The sequence below is a fragment of the Tardiphaga sp. 866_E4_N1_4 genome (assembly GCF_052076075.1).
In the GTDB taxonomy this organism is placed as follows: Bacteria; Pseudomonadota; Alphaproteobacteria; order Rhizobiales; family Xanthobacteraceae; genus Tardiphaga; species Tardiphaga robiniae.
This window is the reverse complement of record NZ_CP197242.1, coordinates 3,481,720-3,496,243: the sequence shown is the minus strand read 5'-3', so window position 1 is coordinate 3,496,243 and position 14,524 is coordinate 3,481,720. Positions and strand designations below refer to the sequence as shown.

General features: G+C 64.1%; 14 protein-coding genes. 10 read left to right on the top strand and 4 right to left on the bottom strand.

Annotation, left to right across the window (positions count from 1 at the left end; genetic code table 11):
* Positions 1 to 74 precede the first annotated feature (74 nt).
* The 3 genes from argH (at position 75) to lysA (ending at position 3,121) form a co-directional block, all read left to right on the top strand.
* Entirely contained in the window at positions 75 to 1,472 is a 1,398-nt protein-coding gene (gene argH / locus AB8B20_RS17070; RefSeq protein WP_439075029.1) for an argininosuccinate lyase, read from the top strand.
* A 92-nt stretch (positions 1,473 to 1,564) separates the two neighbouring features.
* Complete coding sequence (lptM, locus tag AB8B20_RS17065; protein ID WP_175365989.1) at positions 1,565 to 1,849, top strand: LPS translocon maturation chaperone LptM; 285 nt, start codon at positions 1,565 to 1,567, stop codon at positions 1,847 to 1,849.
* Positions 1,850 to 1,855: 6 nt separating this feature from the next.
* Positions 1,856 to 3,121: a diaminopimelate decarboxylase gene (lysA, locus tag AB8B20_RS17060; RefSeq protein WP_089267614.1), complete on the top strand. Its 1,266-nt coding sequence runs from the start codon at positions 1,856 to 1,858 to the stop codon at positions 3,119 to 3,121.
* 54 nt (positions 3,122 to 3,175) lie between these two features.
* Here lysA and AB8B20_RS17055 read toward each other — a convergent pair whose 3' ends face one another.
* Positions 3,176 to 4,114, bottom strand: coding sequence for an IS110 family transposase (locus AB8B20_RS17055; RefSeq protein WP_439072572.1), 939 nt, complete (start codon positions 4,112 to 4,114; stop codon positions 3,176 to 3,178).
* Positions 4,115 to 4,580: 466 nt separating this feature from the next.
* Between AB8B20_RS17055 and AB8B20_RS17050 the strand changes: the two genes are divergently transcribed.
* Positions 4,581 to 7,202 (top strand): TIGR02302 family protein, encoded by a 2,622-nt coding sequence (locus AB8B20_RS17050; RefSeq protein ID WP_439074549.1) that lies wholly within the window; start codon positions 4,581 to 4,583, stop codon positions 7,200 to 7,202.
* 203 nt (positions 7,203 to 7,405) lie between these two features.
* On the opposite strand, the gene AB8B20_RS17045 is transcribed toward AB8B20_RS17050, so the two are convergent.
* Both AB8B20_RS17045 and AB8B20_RS17040 read right to left on the bottom strand, forming a co-directional pair.
* Positions 7,406 to 7,783 carry a response regulator gene (locus tag AB8B20_RS17045; protein ID WP_439074550.1) on the bottom strand — a complete coding sequence of 126 codons (378 nt, stop codon included), beginning with the start codon at positions 7,781 to 7,783 and terminating at the stop codon, positions 7,406 to 7,408.
* Positions 7,784 to 7,798: 15 nt separating this feature from the next.
* Positions 7,799 to 8,662: an MJ0042-type zinc finger domain-containing protein gene (locus AB8B20_RS17040; protein ID WP_439074551.1), complete on the bottom strand. Its 864-nt coding sequence runs from the start codon at positions 8,660 to 8,662 to the stop codon at positions 7,799 to 7,801.
* A gap of 128 nt (positions 8,663 to 8,790) precedes the next feature.
* Between AB8B20_RS17040 and ftsE the strand changes: the two genes are divergently transcribed.
* The 4 genes from ftsE to AB8B20_RS17020 all read left to right on the top strand — a co-directional run bounded on the left by ftsE (position 8,791) and on the right by AB8B20_RS17020 (position 12,020).
* Positions 8,791 to 9,450 (top strand): cell division ATP-binding protein FtsE, encoded by a 660-nt coding sequence (gene ftsE / locus AB8B20_RS17035; protein ID WP_068729180.1) that lies wholly within the window; start codon positions 8,791 to 8,793, stop codon positions 9,448 to 9,450.
* Positions 9,443 to 10,414, top strand: coding sequence for a cell division protein FtsX (locus tag AB8B20_RS17030; RefSeq protein WP_068729178.1), 972 nt, complete (start codon positions 9,443 to 9,445; stop codon positions 10,412 to 10,414). Before ftsE ends, AB8B20_RS17030 begins: the two co-directional genes overlap by 8 nt.
* A gap of 80 nt (positions 10,415 to 10,494) precedes the next feature.
* Positions 10,495 to 11,220, top strand: coding sequence for a YdcF family protein (locus tag AB8B20_RS17025; protein WP_439074552.1), 726 nt, complete (start codon positions 10,495 to 10,497; stop codon positions 11,218 to 11,220).
* A gap of 26 nt (positions 11,221 to 11,246) precedes the next feature.
* A complete protein-coding gene (locus AB8B20_RS17020; RefSeq protein ID WP_120287238.1) occupies positions 11,247 to 12,020 on the top strand; it encodes a lysophospholipid acyltransferase family protein in 774 nt (257 codons plus the stop codon).
* Positions 12,021 to 12,027: 7 nt separating this feature from the next.
* Here the strand turns inward: AB8B20_RS17020 and AB8B20_RS17015 are convergent, their stop codons facing one another.
* Positions 12,028 to 12,585, bottom strand: a complete 558-nt coding sequence (locus AB8B20_RS17015; protein ID WP_120287237.1) for a gamma-glutamylcyclotransferase — start codon at positions 12,583 to 12,585, stop codon at positions 12,028 to 12,030.
* A gap of 127 nt (positions 12,586 to 12,712) precedes the next feature.
* Here AB8B20_RS17015 and AB8B20_RS17010 point away from each other — a divergent pair, with 127 nt between their 5' ends.
* Complete coding sequence (locus AB8B20_RS17010; RefSeq protein ID WP_439075031.1) at positions 12,713 to 13,903, top strand: DUF2125 domain-containing protein; 1,191 nt, start codon at positions 12,713 to 12,715, stop codon at positions 13,901 to 13,903.
* Positions 13,904 to 14,096: 193 nt separating this feature from the next.
* On the top strand, positions 14,097 to 14,486 hold the full coding sequence (locus AB8B20_RS17005) for a hypothetical protein (RefSeq protein WP_439074553.1): 390 nt from the start codon (positions 14,097 to 14,099) through the stop codon (positions 14,484 to 14,486).
* The last annotated feature ends 38 nt before the right edge of the window (positions 14,487 to 14,524 follow it).

The following is a 14,524-nucleotide window of genomic DNA, read 5'->3' as shown; positions in this document are numbered from 1 at the left end:
TTAAAGATGAGTGACAATTCATGGCTTCGCGCAAGGGCAACGGCAAGTCCAGCAATGACGGTAAGGGCTCCAATGTGAGCAACAAGATGTGGGGCGGGCTGTTCGATGAAAGCCCCGACGCCATCATGGAGGAAATCAATGTCTCCATCGACGTCGATCGCCACCTCTATGCCCAGGACATTACCGCGTCCAAGGCCCATGCTGCGATGCTTGCCAGGCAAGGGATTATCACCGCGAAAGATGCGAAAAATATCGCAGGCGGTCTAGACACGATCCTGTCAGAGATCACCAAGGGGGCGTTCACATTCAAGCGTGCGCTCGAAGACATTCACATGAATGTGGAGAGCCGGCTCGGCGAGCTGATCGGTCCGGCCTCCGGCCGCCTGCATACCGCGCGTTCGCGCAATGATCAGGTGGCGACCGATTTCCGCTTGTTCGTGCGCGATACGATCGACGAGATCGACGCGGCCTTCGCGTCACTGCAAGGGGCACTGGTCGATCGCGCGCTGGAACATGCCGGCACGGTCATGCCTGGCTTCACCCATCTGCAGACCGCGCAGCCGGTGACCTTCGGTCATCATCTGCTGGCCTATGTGGAAATGGTGTCGCGCGATCGCGGCCGCTTCGCCGATGCGCGCAAGCGCCTCAATGAAAGCCCGCTCGGCGCCGCGGCGCTGGCCGGTACCTCATTCCCGATCGACCGCCATGCCACCGCCAAGGCGTTGGGCTTCGATCGGCCGATGGCCAATTCGCTCGATGCGGTTTCGGACCGCGATTTCGTACTTGAGACGTTGTCGGCGGCTTCCATCGCCGCCGTGCATCTGTCGCGCTTCGCCGAGGAGATCGTGATCTGGACCTCGCCGCTGGTCGGTCTCGTCAGACTCTCCGACAAGTTCACCACCGGCTCCTCGATCATGCCGCAGAAGCGCAATCCGGATGCCGCCGAACTGGTCCGCGCAAAGACCGGCCGCGTGATTGGCTCGCTCACCGGATTATTGATTGTCATGAAGGGCCTGCCGCTGGCCTATCAGAAGGACATGCAGGAGGACAAAGCGGGCGCGATGGAGGCCTATTCGGCGCTATCGCTGGCGATCCGCGCGATTGCCGGCATGGTCCGCGATCTCGTGCCCAACGAGGAGCGCATGAAGCTTGCTGCCGGCGAGGGCTATGCCACCGCCACCGATCTGGCGGACTGGCTGGTGCGGACGCTGAAAATGCCGTTCCGCGAGGCGCACCATGTCACCGGCCGCATCGTCGGCATCGCCACCAAGAAGGGCGTGGCGTTGCACGAGCTCGACCTGAAGGAGATGCAGGCGGTGGAACCGAAGATCACGGCAGAAGTGATGAAGGTGCTGTCGGTGGAATCGTCGGTGAAGAGCCGGGTCAGCTATGGCGGCACGGCGCCGAAGAATGTGACGTCGCAGGCGAAGGCCTGGCTCAAGCGACTGGAAAAAGAGCGGAAATTGGGCTGATCGGGCTTGGCGTGCGAAAATTCAATGGATTTCGGGGTCTCGCCAGAGCGCGGCAATCTTTGTATGGTGCGCCCGCATTTGGGGATTTAGCTGTGACTCGTCCGACCCGCCCTGCGTCCGCGCGATGGGCCATTCTCGTTCTGACCGTTTCTGCTTTGGCGCTGGCTGGCTGCGGCCGTAAAGGCGGCCTCGATCTGCCGCCACAGGCGTCCGCGCAGCCGATGGGCACCGGCGCTCCGGCGGCCGATCCCGATGCACAGTCGGCTGCCAATAAGGGCAGGGACGTGTTCGCGCCCTCGAACGGTGTCGATGAGGGCCCGCCGGCGGCGACCCGTGGTCGCAAGAAACCGTTCCTGCTCGATCCGATCCTGGACTAACTCGCCATGCGCCATTTCGACTATCGCAACGGCGTGCTGCACGCCGAAGGCGTTGATATTGCCGAAATGGCGGACGCCGTCGGCACGCCGTTCTATTGCTATTCGACCGCAACGCTGGAGCGGCACTACCGCGTCTTTACCGAGGCCTTTGCCGATACCAAGGCGCTGGTCTGCTACGCCATGAAGGCGAATTCCAACCAATCGGTACTGCGTACGCTGGCGAAGCTCGGCGCGGGCGCCGACGTGGTCTCCGGTGGTGAGTTGAAGCGCGCGCTGGCCGCTGGCATCCCGCCGAAGAAGATCGTGTTTTCCGGCGTCGGCAAGACTGCGGATGAACTGCGGTTGGCGCTCGATGAGGACATTCTCTGCCTCAATATCGAGTCGGAGCCTGAACTCGCATTGCTGTCGGAGATCGCCAGCGAGACCGGCCGTACGGCACGGATTTCGATCCGCGTGAATCCGGACGTGGATTCCGGCACGCATGCCAAGATCTCCACCGGCAAGTCCGAAAACAAGTTCGGCATCCCCATCAGCAAGGCACGCGAGGTCTATGCCCGCGCTGCGAAGCTGCCGGGGATTGAGGTCACCGGCGTCGACATGCATATCGGCAGCCAGATCACCGATCTCGCGCCGATGGAGCAGGCATTTCGCATCCTGGCCGATTTCGTCACCGTGCTGCGCAACGACGGCCACACGATTTCGCATGTCGATTTCGGCGGCGGTCTCGGCATTCCCTATTACGAGGACCGCGCCGCACCGCCGGAGCCGATGGCCTATGCGGCCATGGTCAAGCGCGTGACGCACAATCTCGGCTGCACGCTGATGTTCGAGCCCGGCCGCATGATCGTTGGCAATGCCGGCATTCTCGTCGCGCGCGTCATCCATGTGAAGCATGGCGACGGCAAAACCTTCGTCATCATCGACGCTGCCATGAACGATCTGATCCGGCCGACTCTGTATGAGGCCTATCACGAGATCCTTCCGGTGGCGGCGCCAGCGCCCGGTGCGAAGCTCGCGGCCGTCGATGTGGTCGGTCCGGTCTGTGAGACCGGCGATTACCTTGCCCTCGACCGCAAGCTGCCCGAACTGAAGTCTGGCGATCTGCTTGCGATCATGACCGCCGGCGCCTATGGCGCGGTGCAGGCGGGAACCTACAACACCCGCGCGCTGGTCCCGGAAGTGCTGGTGAAGGACGATCAGTATGCGGTGGTTCGCCCGCGGATCGAGGTCGAGCAACTGATCGCCATGGACAAGGCTGCGCCCTGGCTGTGAGGCGGTGATTTTACCTCTCCCCGCTCTGCGCGGGGAGAGCGACTGTCTTGTTGGTCAAGCGTTTTGATGCTGCCATGGGGTCTTGTCTCGCAGGATGGCGTTGAGGATGGTGAGCAGCTTGCGGGCGAGGGCGATGATAGCGACGAGCTTGGGCTTGCCGGCGGCGACAAGCTTGTCGCGGAACAGTTTGAGCTGCGGATTGAAGCGGGCGGCCACCATCGCTCCCATGAACAACACGCGGCGTACATTGGCCCGGCCGCCGCCGATGAAGCTCTTGCCGCGCCACTGGCCGGATTGCCGAGTCCATGGCGCCAAACCGGCGAGCGCCGCAATCTGACGACGATCTAGTGTGCCGAGCTCCGGCAGTTCGGCAATCAGGCTGCGCGCGATGGTCGGACCGATGCCGGGCACCGACACCAGCAAGTCTTCTTTCTCGGCCCAGGCCGGCGATCCCCGCACGTGATCGCCGATGTCGTCGTCCAGTTCGGACAACTCCTTCTCCAGTGCCTTGTGGAGCCGGGCGATGCTCTTCTTCAGCCGCAGATTGCTGACGCGCCGTGCACGCTGGCTTTCCGCGGCAATCATCTCGACGATCTGGCGCCGACGTGCCACCAGATCGGCTAGCAGCCGCGTCGTCGCATCGGGAAGCGGCCGCAGTTGCGGTTTGGTCGCCTCGGCAAAATGCGCGATCACCATGGCATCGATCGGATCGGTCTTGGCGCGCTTGCCGAGGGCATTGGCAAAGGCGCGCACCTGCGCCGGATTGACCACCACCACAGGCAGATCGGCGCCGGCCAATCCTGCGGCGACGACCGTCTCAAAGCCGCCCGTCGCCTCGATCGCCACCATCCGTGGCGGCCGCGCTTTCAGCCGCGCGATCAGATCATCGATCCCCGCACCATTGCGGGCAACCGCAAAACTCTCACCGCCCGGACGCAACGCCACATCCAGCCGATCCTTCGACACATCGATGCCAACATAAATCGCGTCCATCTGATCCCATCCTTGCGCAACCGGGCTTGCTGAGCGGCCCAAGCGACTGTTCGGGTTCGATGGAACGGCAAGCAAGGACCCGCGCTCTCCCACGGGCTTGGTGTCCCTCAGGTCACTCGGTCTCCCGCCTGCCACCGCTCCGCACAACTTAGCAGATCCGGCGGCTGGCAAGTTACAAGGTCGCCGCGCCTTCGCGGCGGGTGAGGGGCGGGGCACGGGGCTCTCTTCAAGCTCAAGCGCAGGTAGGCGGATCTCGAAGAGCCCCACACCCCACCCTCTCCCCGCAAGAGCGGGGCGAGGGAGCGCACGGCCGGCGTTCCCTTACAAAGACCCCTCACGGCTTCGTGACCCCAATCGCTCCGAATCGACTTAGGCTCAGGCTTTGCATGTGCACGGATGGCCCCCGTGCCATGCCTCATTGCCGCCGCCGTGCTAGTGTGTCGTGCGGTAACATCGGAGATCGTCGTTGAGCGCTGCGCCCCCCGACCGACCAGACCCCCAACGCGACGTACATGCCGATCGTCAGGCGGCGGCACAGCTTCAGCTCGCGCAGGCGCTGCAGCGCGCCCGGGTGGCGATTGCCTGGGAGCGGGGATGGCCACATCTGGCCCGGCTGCTCAGCGTCGTCGGTTTGTTTCTGGTGGCGTCCTGGGCTGGTCTGTGGCTGACGCTTCCCTTCACGGCGCGCGCCATCGGTCTTGCGTTGTTCGTCATTGCCGCGCTGGCGACGCTCGTTCCTCTCCTGAAGTTTCGCTGGCCATCGCGTGAAGAGGGCTTGTCGCGCCTCGATCGCGGTACCGGCATTGCGCATCGTCCCGCAACGGCGCTGACCGACACGCTGTCGTCGCAGGACCCGATGGCCCGGGCGCTGTGGCTGGTTCAGCGCGAGCGTACGCTGGCCTCGCTCAAGAAAATCCGCGCTGGCCTGCCGTCGCCGCGTCTCGCGATCCATGACCCCTGGGCGCTGCGCGCCATCGTGGTCGTGCTGCTGTTCGCCACCTGGTTTGCCGCCAGTGGTGAGCGCGGTGCGCGGATCATGGCAGCGTTCGACTGGAACGGCGTGCTGGCGCCGGCGAATGTACGCGTCGACGCATGGATCACGCCGCCGCCTTATACCGGCAAGCCGCCGATCATCCTGTCGGCCGCCAACAAGGACGCGTCCACAGCCGATGCCGCTGCATTGCCGGTGCCGTCGGGCTCGACGCTAATCGTGCGCTCCAGCGGTGGCGCGCTTGATGTCGTTCTCACCGGCGGTGTCGCTGATGTGGCGCCGACGGCGGAAGCCCCGAAGGGCACCAACGAAAAGCATTTCATCATCACGTCTGACGGGACGGCACATGTCCGTGCGCCGTCCGGCCAGCCGCAGTGGAAGTTCACGGCAACGGGCGATCGTCCGCCGACTATTGCGCTCGCCAAGGACCCGGAGCGTCAGGCGCGCGGTTCGCTGCAGATGTCCTACAAGCTCGAGGACGACTACGGCGTTACCGAAGCCCATGCGCAATTCGCGGCGCGTCCCGCTGAGACCAAGGATGGCATCAAGGAAGCCGCCAAGCCGCGGCCGCTGTTCGATGCGCCGTCATTTGCGCTGGTGCTGCCAAATGCGCGCACGCGCAACGGTGTGGGCCAGACCGTCAAGGATCTCAGCGAGGATCCCTATGCCGGCGCCGATGTGACGCTGACGCTGACCGCGAAGGATGAGTCGGGCAACGAGGGCAAGAGCGAGCCGTTCAGCATGCGACTGCCGGAACGGCTGTTCACCAAGCCGCTGCCACGCGCGCTGATCGAACAGCGCCGTATCCTGGCACTCGACGCCAATCAGCGCGGCCAAGTCTCCTTCGCGCTGCAGGCCCTGATGATCGCGCCGGAAGCTTTCACGCCGGAAGCCGGTCAGTATCTCGGGCTGCGCAGTGTTGCCACCCAGATCGAACGCGCCCGCACCGACGCGGCCCTGAAAGAAGTCGTCGCCAGCCTGTGGGCGCTCGCCGTCACCATCGAGGACGGCGACATCACCGATGTCGACAAGGCGCTGAAGGCGGCGCAGGACGCGCTGAAGCAGGCGCTGGAGCGCGGCGCCAGCGACGAAGAGATCAAGAAGCTCACCGAGAACCTGCGTGCGGCGCTGGACAATTTCCTGAAGCAGCTCGCCGAGCAAATGAAGCAGAATCCGCAGCAGCTGGCGCGTCCGCTCGACAAGAACACCAAGGTGATGCGGCAGCAGGACCTCAACAACATGATCGAGCGCATGGAGCGGCTGTCGCGCTCCGGCGACAAGGACGCCGCCAAGCAACTGCTCGAACAGATGCAGCAGATGCTGGAAAACCTGCAGATGGCGCAGCCCGGCCAGTCCGGTGACAGCGAGATGGATCAGGCGATGAACGAGCTTGGGGACATGATCCGCAAGCAGCAGCAGTTGCGCGACAAGACCTTCAAGCAGGGCCAGGACCAGCGCAACGAGCGCCGCCGCGGCAAGCAGGGCGAGCAGGGTATGGGCGATCTGCAGCAGGATCAGCAGAATCTGCGCGACCGCCTCAAGCAGCTGCAGGATCAACTCGCCAAGCAGGGCATGGGTCAGGGTCAGAAGGGCCAAAAAGGACAGCAGGGGCAAAAAGGCCAGCAGGGTCAGCAAGGGCAGGGCCAAGGTCAAGGCGGCGACGACCAGGCGGACGCTGATGGCGACGGCGACGGTGATGGTCTCGGCGATGCCGACAGCGCCATGGGCGATGCCGGCGGCCAACTCGGTGAGGGCAATGCCGATGGCGCTGTGGGTTCGCAGGGCAAGGCGCTCGATGCGCTCCGCAAGGGCGCACAGAAGCTCGCGCAGGCCATGCAGCAGGGCGAGGGTGAAGGCCAGAACGACGGCCCCGGCAACAATCCTGGCCGCCAGCAGAGCGGTGGCCGGCAAAGCGATCCGCTCGGGCGTCCGCTGCGTGGCCGCGAACTTGGCGACGATCTCACGGTGAAGATTCCCGGCGAGATCGACGTGCAGCGTGTGCGGAGGATCCTGGAAGAGTTGCGTCGTCGTCTCGGCGACACGACGCGGCCGCAGCTCGAACTCGATTACATCGAGCGGTTGCTGAAGGATTATTAAGGGCGGAGTTAGGAAGCGCCGGTGCCAGCGGTTTCCCTCCCCCAAGCGAAGCGCAGCGGGGAGGGTCGGCCGATAGGCCGGGGTGGGGTGCTTCGGCAAGTGAGAGCGGCGTTTGTGGCACGACCCCACCCGTCTGGCCTTCGGCCAGCCACCCTCCCCGCTGCGCGGCTTCGCCGCTTGGGGGAGGGATAAGAAAGAGCCCTCTATGCCTTGTTCTTCACCGCCAGTGCGTCCGCCACCGCCGTGCGGATATCCGCCACCGAAAACGGCTTCGTCACCACATCGTGCACGATCGCATTCAGGCCCGTCGCGCGTTCGCGCTGGTCGGCGTAACCGGTCATCAGCAGGATTGTCAGTTCGGGGAAATCGCGCGCCGTGGCCAGCGCCAGCGCAATGCCGTCCATCACAGGCATCTTGATGTCGGTCAGCAGCAGGTCGAAAGCGCCGCTTTGCTCGGTGAGAATCTCCAGCGCCTCGGCGCCGTCTTCGGCCGTGACGATCTCATGGCCATCCATGGCGATGGCGCGGCCGACCAGCAGCCGCATCGATTCTTCGTCATCTGCAATCAGGATACGCGCCACGACAACTCCTCAGACTTACGCGCCGGCGACGTCGCGCTTGGTGAAGAAGCGCACATCGATACTGCGGCCCTCGGCGGGCGGCGAGGCCAGCCGCGATCGAAACCATGTCTTGTCGCCGGGATTGAGGCCGGGCTGTTCGAGCACGGCGTTCCAGCCATATATTTCAGTCCCCTTCTCGTCGCGGACCACGAAACGCAGGCGCGGCAATGCTGTGGGCGTGCGGGTTTCGGACACGATCAGGCCTTCGATGAGCAAGACCGACTTGCCATCGACGGTCTCGGTGGTGACCTTGACGTCCTTGAAGGCAAGCCCCCGTATATTCACGTCGAGGCCGACCGCCTGATAGAAAGTCGCGGTCTGCGGCATCAGCTTGACCAGGTCGATGCGCCAGATCACCAGTGCGAGCAACAGCGACGCCATGGCAGCGGTGGCGATCGGCAGACTGTGCCTCGGCATGACGAACAGGCGCGGCAGCGACGGCACGAAACGGCCCAGCACGGCAAGGCGCGACGGCGGGGTGGCGCGCATCGCGGCCACCGCGTCGTGCTGCGCCAGCGTGGCCCAGTCGGCCTCCTCGGTACGATTATTGGCATCGACCGGCCAGTCGGCTGAAATCGAGGGGCTTTCTACCACCGGAACGTTCGGCGCCGAGGCGTCGTCGTCCTCGGTCACGCCCCAGGCGCTCATATCCTCGTTCGGATCGGGCTCGCTGGCCTTCGCCGCCATGGCGGGAACACGGGCTTCGGCGCGGGAGAGGTCCTCCGGCCGCGCCAGCCAGACTTCCTTGCAGCGGGCGCAGCGCACGGTCCGTCCGGCATCGCCGAACGTAGCCGGGTTCACGGCGTAGGACGTCGTGCAATTGGGGCAAACGATATGCATGGAGCCGATAGCCGATGACATGGCCGGCAGGCTACAAGACGACCGTTAACGAATCGGAAACCATAACGGCCGCACAAGCAATTGACCGTCTTTTTGAGGCTTTTTGAACCCATCGAACGGAGCTGAATGTGGTCCGGTTCGAAAATGTTGGTTTGCGCTACGGGCTTGGCCCGGAGATTCTGCGCGACCTCAATTTCCAGATCCCTGCGCATTCGTTCCAGTTCCTGACCGGTCCCTCCGGCGCCGGCAAGACCTCGCTGTTGCGCCTGCTGTTCCTGTCGCTGCGGCCGACCCGCGGGCTGGTCAATCTGTTCGGCCAGGATATCTCGCTGCTCGGCAAGGACGAGATAGCCGACTTGCGCAAACGCATCGGTATCGTGCTGCAGGATTTCCGTCTGCTCGACCACATGACGACCTATGAGAATGTCGCGCTGCCGTTCCGGGTGATGGGGCGTGAGGAGTCCAGCTACCGGCGCGAGGTCATCGATCTCCTGAAATGGGTGGGTCTGGGCGATCGCATGGATGCGCTGCCGCCGATCCTGTCGGGTGGCGAGAAGCAGCGCGCTGCGATTGCGCGCGCGGTGATCGCACGGCCCATGCTTCTGCTGGCGGATGAGCCGACGGGTAACGTCGATCCGACGCTGGGCCGGCGTCTGCTGCGGCTGTTCATCGAACTCAACAAGTCGGGCACCGCGGTGATTATCGCGACCCACGATATTACATTGATGGATCAATACGACGCGCGGCGCATGGTGCTGCATCAAGGCCGGCTGCATATCTATGAGTAGAATCGGCGAAGAACACGGCCCGCTGATGGACCTCGGCACCGATCGCCCGCAGGTCCCGGCAAAGGCGCGCAATGCATCCCCGATCGTGCCGCGCGGCTCGATCGCCGGCCGCGCGCTGGTCGCCGTCGTCGCTATCATGACGTTCCTCGCCTCCATCACGACGGGCGCGGTGCTGCTGATCAGCGCCTCGGCGTCGGAGTGGCAATCGGAAGTCGCCAGCGAAATCACCATCCAGGTGAAGCCGCAGGGCGGCCGCGATCTCGACCGCGATACGCAGGCGGTGACCGACGCCATTCGCGGGCAGCCGGGGATTGTCGAGGTGCAGCCCTATAGCAGGGAGCAATCGGCGCAGTTGCTGGAGCCGTGGCTCGGCACGGGACTGTCGCTCGACGAGCTGCCGGTACCGCGCGTCATCATTGCACGTGTCGCGCCGGGGACGGCGCTCGATATCATTGGCTTGCGCAAGCGGGTGACGCAGGCCGTGCCCTCGGCCAGCGTTGACGATCATCGCGCCTGGGTCGAGCGGATGCGGTCGATGACATCGGCAACGGTGCTGGCCGGGCTCGGCATCCTTGCGCTCGTTATTATCGCCACCATTATCTCTGTATCCTTTGCGACGCGCGGCGCGATGGCGGCGAACCGGCCGATCGTCGAGGTGCTGCATTTCGTCGGCGCGGGCGACCGCTACATCGCCAATCGCTTCTTCCGCCACTTTCTGCGGCTTGGCCTGCAGGGCGGTATCATTGGCGGCGGTGCCGCGATGCTGATGTTCGGGTTTTCGGAGTCGATCGCGAGCTGGTTTTCCGGCACGCCGGTGGGCGACCAGTTCGCCGCATTGCTGGGGACGTTCTCGCTGCGGTCGTCAGGCTATCTCGCGGTGGCAGGGCAGGCGCTGTTGATAGCAGGAATTACCGCCTGGGCATCGCGCCGCACTTTGTTCTCGACGCTGAACGACATCGAGTAACGCGCCAGGCACAGGCGATGGCATCGCCAAGGCGCCGAAAAATACCTAAGATTGCTGCCAAAGGACCAAACGCCAGACCGATGACCTTGCTCGACGACCAGAACACCACGGAGATGCCCGTTGCCGCGCCACCGCGGCGGCGCGTCATCCGTGCGGCACTCGTGGTCGCATTTGCACTGTCCTTCATGGTCGGCGCCATCGGTTTCGTTGCGTTTCTTGCGCAACTGCGCAGCGGCGAGCTGAAGCCGTCGGCGAATGCCGACGGCATCGTGGTCCTGACCGGCGGATCGTCGCGCGTCGCGGATGCGCTCGAACTGCTCGCCAACGGTTTCGGCAAACGGTTGCTGATCTCCGGCGTGCATCCGACCAATGGCGCCGCCAATATCTCGCGCACGCTGCCGGACAGCCAGCGGCTGCTGGATTGCTGCGTCGATCTCGATCGCTCCGCCGTCAACACCCGCAGCAACGCGGTGGAGACCAAACGCTGGGTCCATGAGCGCGGCTTCAAGTCGCTGATCGTGGTGACCTCGAATTATCACATGCCGCGCGCGATCGTCGAAATGTCACATGAGATGCCGGATATCGAGCTGATCCCGTTCTCGGTGATTGGCGACAAATGGCGTGACGAGCCGTGGTGGACCAGTGGCCCGACGCTGCGGTTGCTGCTATCGGAATATGTCAAATATCTCGCGGCCGAAGCGCGGGTGCGGCTGGCGAATATCGGTATTGATCTGATGCCGGATTCCGGCAGCGACCAGCAGAGCGACGCGCCGCAGCGCCAGCCGGCCACGGCGTCTGCGAATTGAACTGCAATTGAGCTGATCGGAACACCATGACTTCGATATTCGTGCGTTCGTTGATCTACAACGTGCTGTTCTATGTGCTGCTGGTGTTCTGGATACTGGTGGCGATTCCAACCTTCGTGATGCCGCCTCGCGCCTTCATGGCGATCGCGAAGGCGTGGGCGACCAGCAGCATCTGGCTGATGCGTATCGTCTGCAACACCAGGGTCGATTATCGCGGACTCGAGAAAATTCCGGCGGGGCCGCTGGTGGTGGCCTCGAAACATCAATCGATGTGGGAGACCTTCGCGCTGATGCCGTTCTTCGACCGGCCGCTGTTCATCTACAAGCGCGAGCTCGGGCAGATTCCGTTCTTTGGCTGGTATCTGAAGAAGTCGAAAATGATCGGCGTCGATCGCGATGGCGGTGCGCGTTCGCTCATCGATATGGCCAAGCGCGCCACCGAGGAAATCCAGCTCGGCCGTCAGCTCATTATCTTTCCCGAAGGCACGCGTCGGCCTGTCGAGGCACCACCGGATTACAAACCCGGTGTCGCGCAGATCTACGCCAAATCCGGCGCGCCGTGTCTGCCGGTGGCGCTGAATTCCGGCCTCTTCTGGCCGCGCCGCACCTTCCTGCGCTATCCCGGCACGCTGGTGGTGGAGTTTCTCGATCCGTTGCCGGCCGGCCTGCCACGCAAGGAATTCATCGCGGCGATCAGCACGTCGATCGAGGCCGCCACCGATCGTATCGTTGCGGAGGCGCGCGCGGAGCAGGCGACGATCTTCGGGCGCGTGCCGAATGTGGCGGTGAAAGAGAGCTAGCGCTTATTCACTCGTGCAGCATGGCTGCGAGCTGATGGAGCTGTGCGTCGCGAAAACCTTCGGCCTCGATGGCCTTCACGGTCGACAGCACGTAATCGCGGTTCAGCCCGGAACGACCGTGGCCCTGCCGCACGAAGTGCAATTGCTCGCTGAGGCTCAGGCGCCCTGCATATTGCACATGGCCGCGGTCGACCACATAGGCCAGCGCGCTGACGCGGGTACGCTCCACGTCATCGAGCCAGACGGAGCGCATGACCTCGCGATAGACATGGGTGGTCTGCTCGCGCTCCCTGAGATAGGCGATGGTGTCATGGCGCAGCTTGGCTGCCACGCGAAAGGCAATGCCGCGGCAGGCGCCGCCGCGGTCCAGGCCGAGCACGAGGCCGGGCTTTTCCGGCGTGCCGCGGTGGTCGAAGGAATAGACGCAGAGCGCCCGATGTTCGCCGATCAGCCGGGCCGGCACCTGTTCGATGAACTCGAAGCCCGGCCGCCACATCAGCGAGCCATAGCCGAACACCCAGAGATCGCTGTCGGAATCGGGCTGGGCGGTGATTTTCGCGGTCATGATGCCGACCTAGCAGAAACCTTGGGCCCGGGCGATCTTGATTTCCTGCAATGTGGCCCTGCGACCGCAGGATAACCCCATGAAAGGGATCGCCGATTTGACAAAATCATGCGATCTACGTCCCGCCATGTCCGAATATGCACAGCCCACCCAGCGCCGCCTCTGGCCGATTTTCATCCTGCCCGTCATCATCGTCGTCCTTGCGGCGGCGTGGAGCGGCTTCTGGTTCTATGCCGCGTCCAAGGTCGACGAAAACGTCGATATCTGGCGCTCCCGAGAGGCCGCGGCTGGCCGCGTCTATGATTGCGCCAACCGTTCGGTCTCCGGCTTCCCGTTCCGGCTCGAAGTCCGCTGTAGCGGTGTCAGCGTTTCGCTGACCTCGCAAACGGCCACCCAGAATGCGAAGCAGGTGCCGATCACCGCGAAGCTCGGTGAGATCGTTGTGGTTGCGCAGATTTACACGCCGCGGCTCCTGGTCGCCGAATTCACCGCGCCGGCAGTCCTGTCCGAGCGCGGTCAGCCGGCGATGGTAATGAATTGGGGCTCGGCGCGCAGCAGCATCACCGGTCTCCCGGGTACGCCTGACAGCGCCGACATTGTGTTCGACGACGTGTCGCTCGACCGTTTCGCCGGCTCGGTGCAGGCGCCGACCGCACGTGCCAAACAGGTCGAATTGCATGGCCGCACGGCAGCGAATTCGACGCCGGACAAGCCGGTGATCGAGACGGCCCTGCAGATCAGGAGCGGCAGCATTGCCGATGTTCATCCGATCCTCGCCGCACCCTTCGACGCCGATATCCGCGCATTGCTAAGCGGCCTCAAGGATGTCTCGCCCAAGCCCTGGCCGCAACGTTTCCGCGAGCTTCAGGCTGCAGGTGGACGCGTCGAGATCGTGCAGTCGCGCGTCCAGCAGGGGGAGATCATCTCGCTGGCGACGGGCTCGCTCGGTCTGACCGCCGCGGGCAATCTCGACGGCGAATTGCAGATGACCGTGGCGGGACTGGACAAGGCTATCGCCGCCCTCGGGATCGACAAGTTGCTCGAGATGGGCGTGCCTCAGGAGGCGCTGGATCGCATTGCGCCCGGCGTGAAGTCGCAAGACGTCAACAACATTCTCGGTGCGCTGGATCGCGCGATCCCCGGTCTCGGCAATGTCGTGCGCAAGAATGCCGGCAGCGGCCTTGCCGCCGGCGTCAATTCGATCGGGACTGCGGCTGTCTTGGAAGGCAAAGCGGCGCGGTCGTTCCCGCTGAAATTTGTCGATGGCGCGGTGTTCCTCGGGCCGCTGCGCGTGGCGCAGATCCCGCCGTTGTTTTAAGGGGCCAGTTTCTCGCTTCCCCTCTCCCCCAGCGCAGCGTAGCTGCGCGCCGCGGGAGAGGGTGGATCGAACCGCAAAGCGGTTCGAGACGGGAGCGACTCAGATTGAATCCGGCAGGCAGTCAGCCATCGAAGTCGGTCGAAGGCAGGCAGGAGCCCGCGTTACTACGAGCGGATGAGTTTGGAGCGACGCGATGAGTCTGAACCCCATTGATCTCGCCGCGCTCTCTCACGCTCTCGACATCGCGCGCAAACACCCGAAGGAGGCCGAGCGGATCGACGGCAAGCTCGCCAAGGAGGGCGGCGACTGGCTCGCTCTCGCCACGTCAGCCGCGTTTCATTGCCAGATGAGCGCGCTGAATTTGCTGCCATGGCAGTCGCCGCCGATGTTCGCCCATATCGAACGGCCGAGCCGCGACGAGCATGCCGCCGAGTTGTTGCAACGGATGCTCGATGCCGGTTTGAGCCGATACGAGTCCGACCCGGTTGCTGCGCTTGAGCGATCCGAAGCGGGAAAGGCGCGAGAGAAGACTCGGGGAGCGCGAAAGAAGCCGCCGAATGCTGACCCAGACTTTTGGCTCTGACCTGTGATTGTCAGCGTCTCGTATTCGTCGTTGAGCTT

Excerpts from the sequence above, each read along its gene's own strand:
- lysA (WP_089267614.1), top strand. The coding sequence starts at position 1,856 with ATGCGCCATTTCGACTATCGCAACGGCGTGCTGCACGCCGAAGGCGTT.
- AB8B20_RS17055 (WP_439072572.1), bottom strand. The coding sequence starts at position 4,114 with ATGGACGCGATTTATGTTGGCATCGATGTGTCGAAGGATCGGCTGGAT.
- AB8B20_RS17040 (WP_439074551.1), bottom strand. The coding sequence starts at position 8,662 with ATGCATATCGTTTGCCCCAATTGCACGACGTCCTACGCCGTGAACCCG.
- AB8B20_RS17030 (WP_068729178.1), top strand. The coding sequence starts at position 9,443 with ATGAGTAGAATCGGCGAAGAACACGGCCCGCTGATGGACCTCGGCACC.
- AB8B20_RS17025 (WP_439074552.1), top strand. The coding sequence starts at position 10,495 with ATGACCTTGCTCGACGACCAGAACACCACGGAGATGCCCGTTGCCGCG.
- AB8B20_RS17020 (WP_120287238.1), top strand. The coding sequence starts at position 11,247 with ATGACTTCGATATTCGTGCGTTCGTTGATCTACAACGTGCTGTTCTAT.
- AB8B20_RS17015 (WP_120287237.1), bottom strand. The coding sequence starts at position 12,585 with ATGACCGCGAAAATCACCGCCCAGCCCGATTCCGACAGCGATCTCTGG.
- AB8B20_RS17010 (WP_439075031.1), top strand. The coding sequence starts at position 12,713 with ATGTCCGAATATGCACAGCCCACCCAGCGCCGCCTCTGGCCGATTTTC.
- AB8B20_RS17005 (WP_439074553.1), top strand. The coding sequence starts at position 14,097 with ATGAGTCTGAACCCCATTGATCTCGCCGCGCTCTCTCACGCTCTCGAC.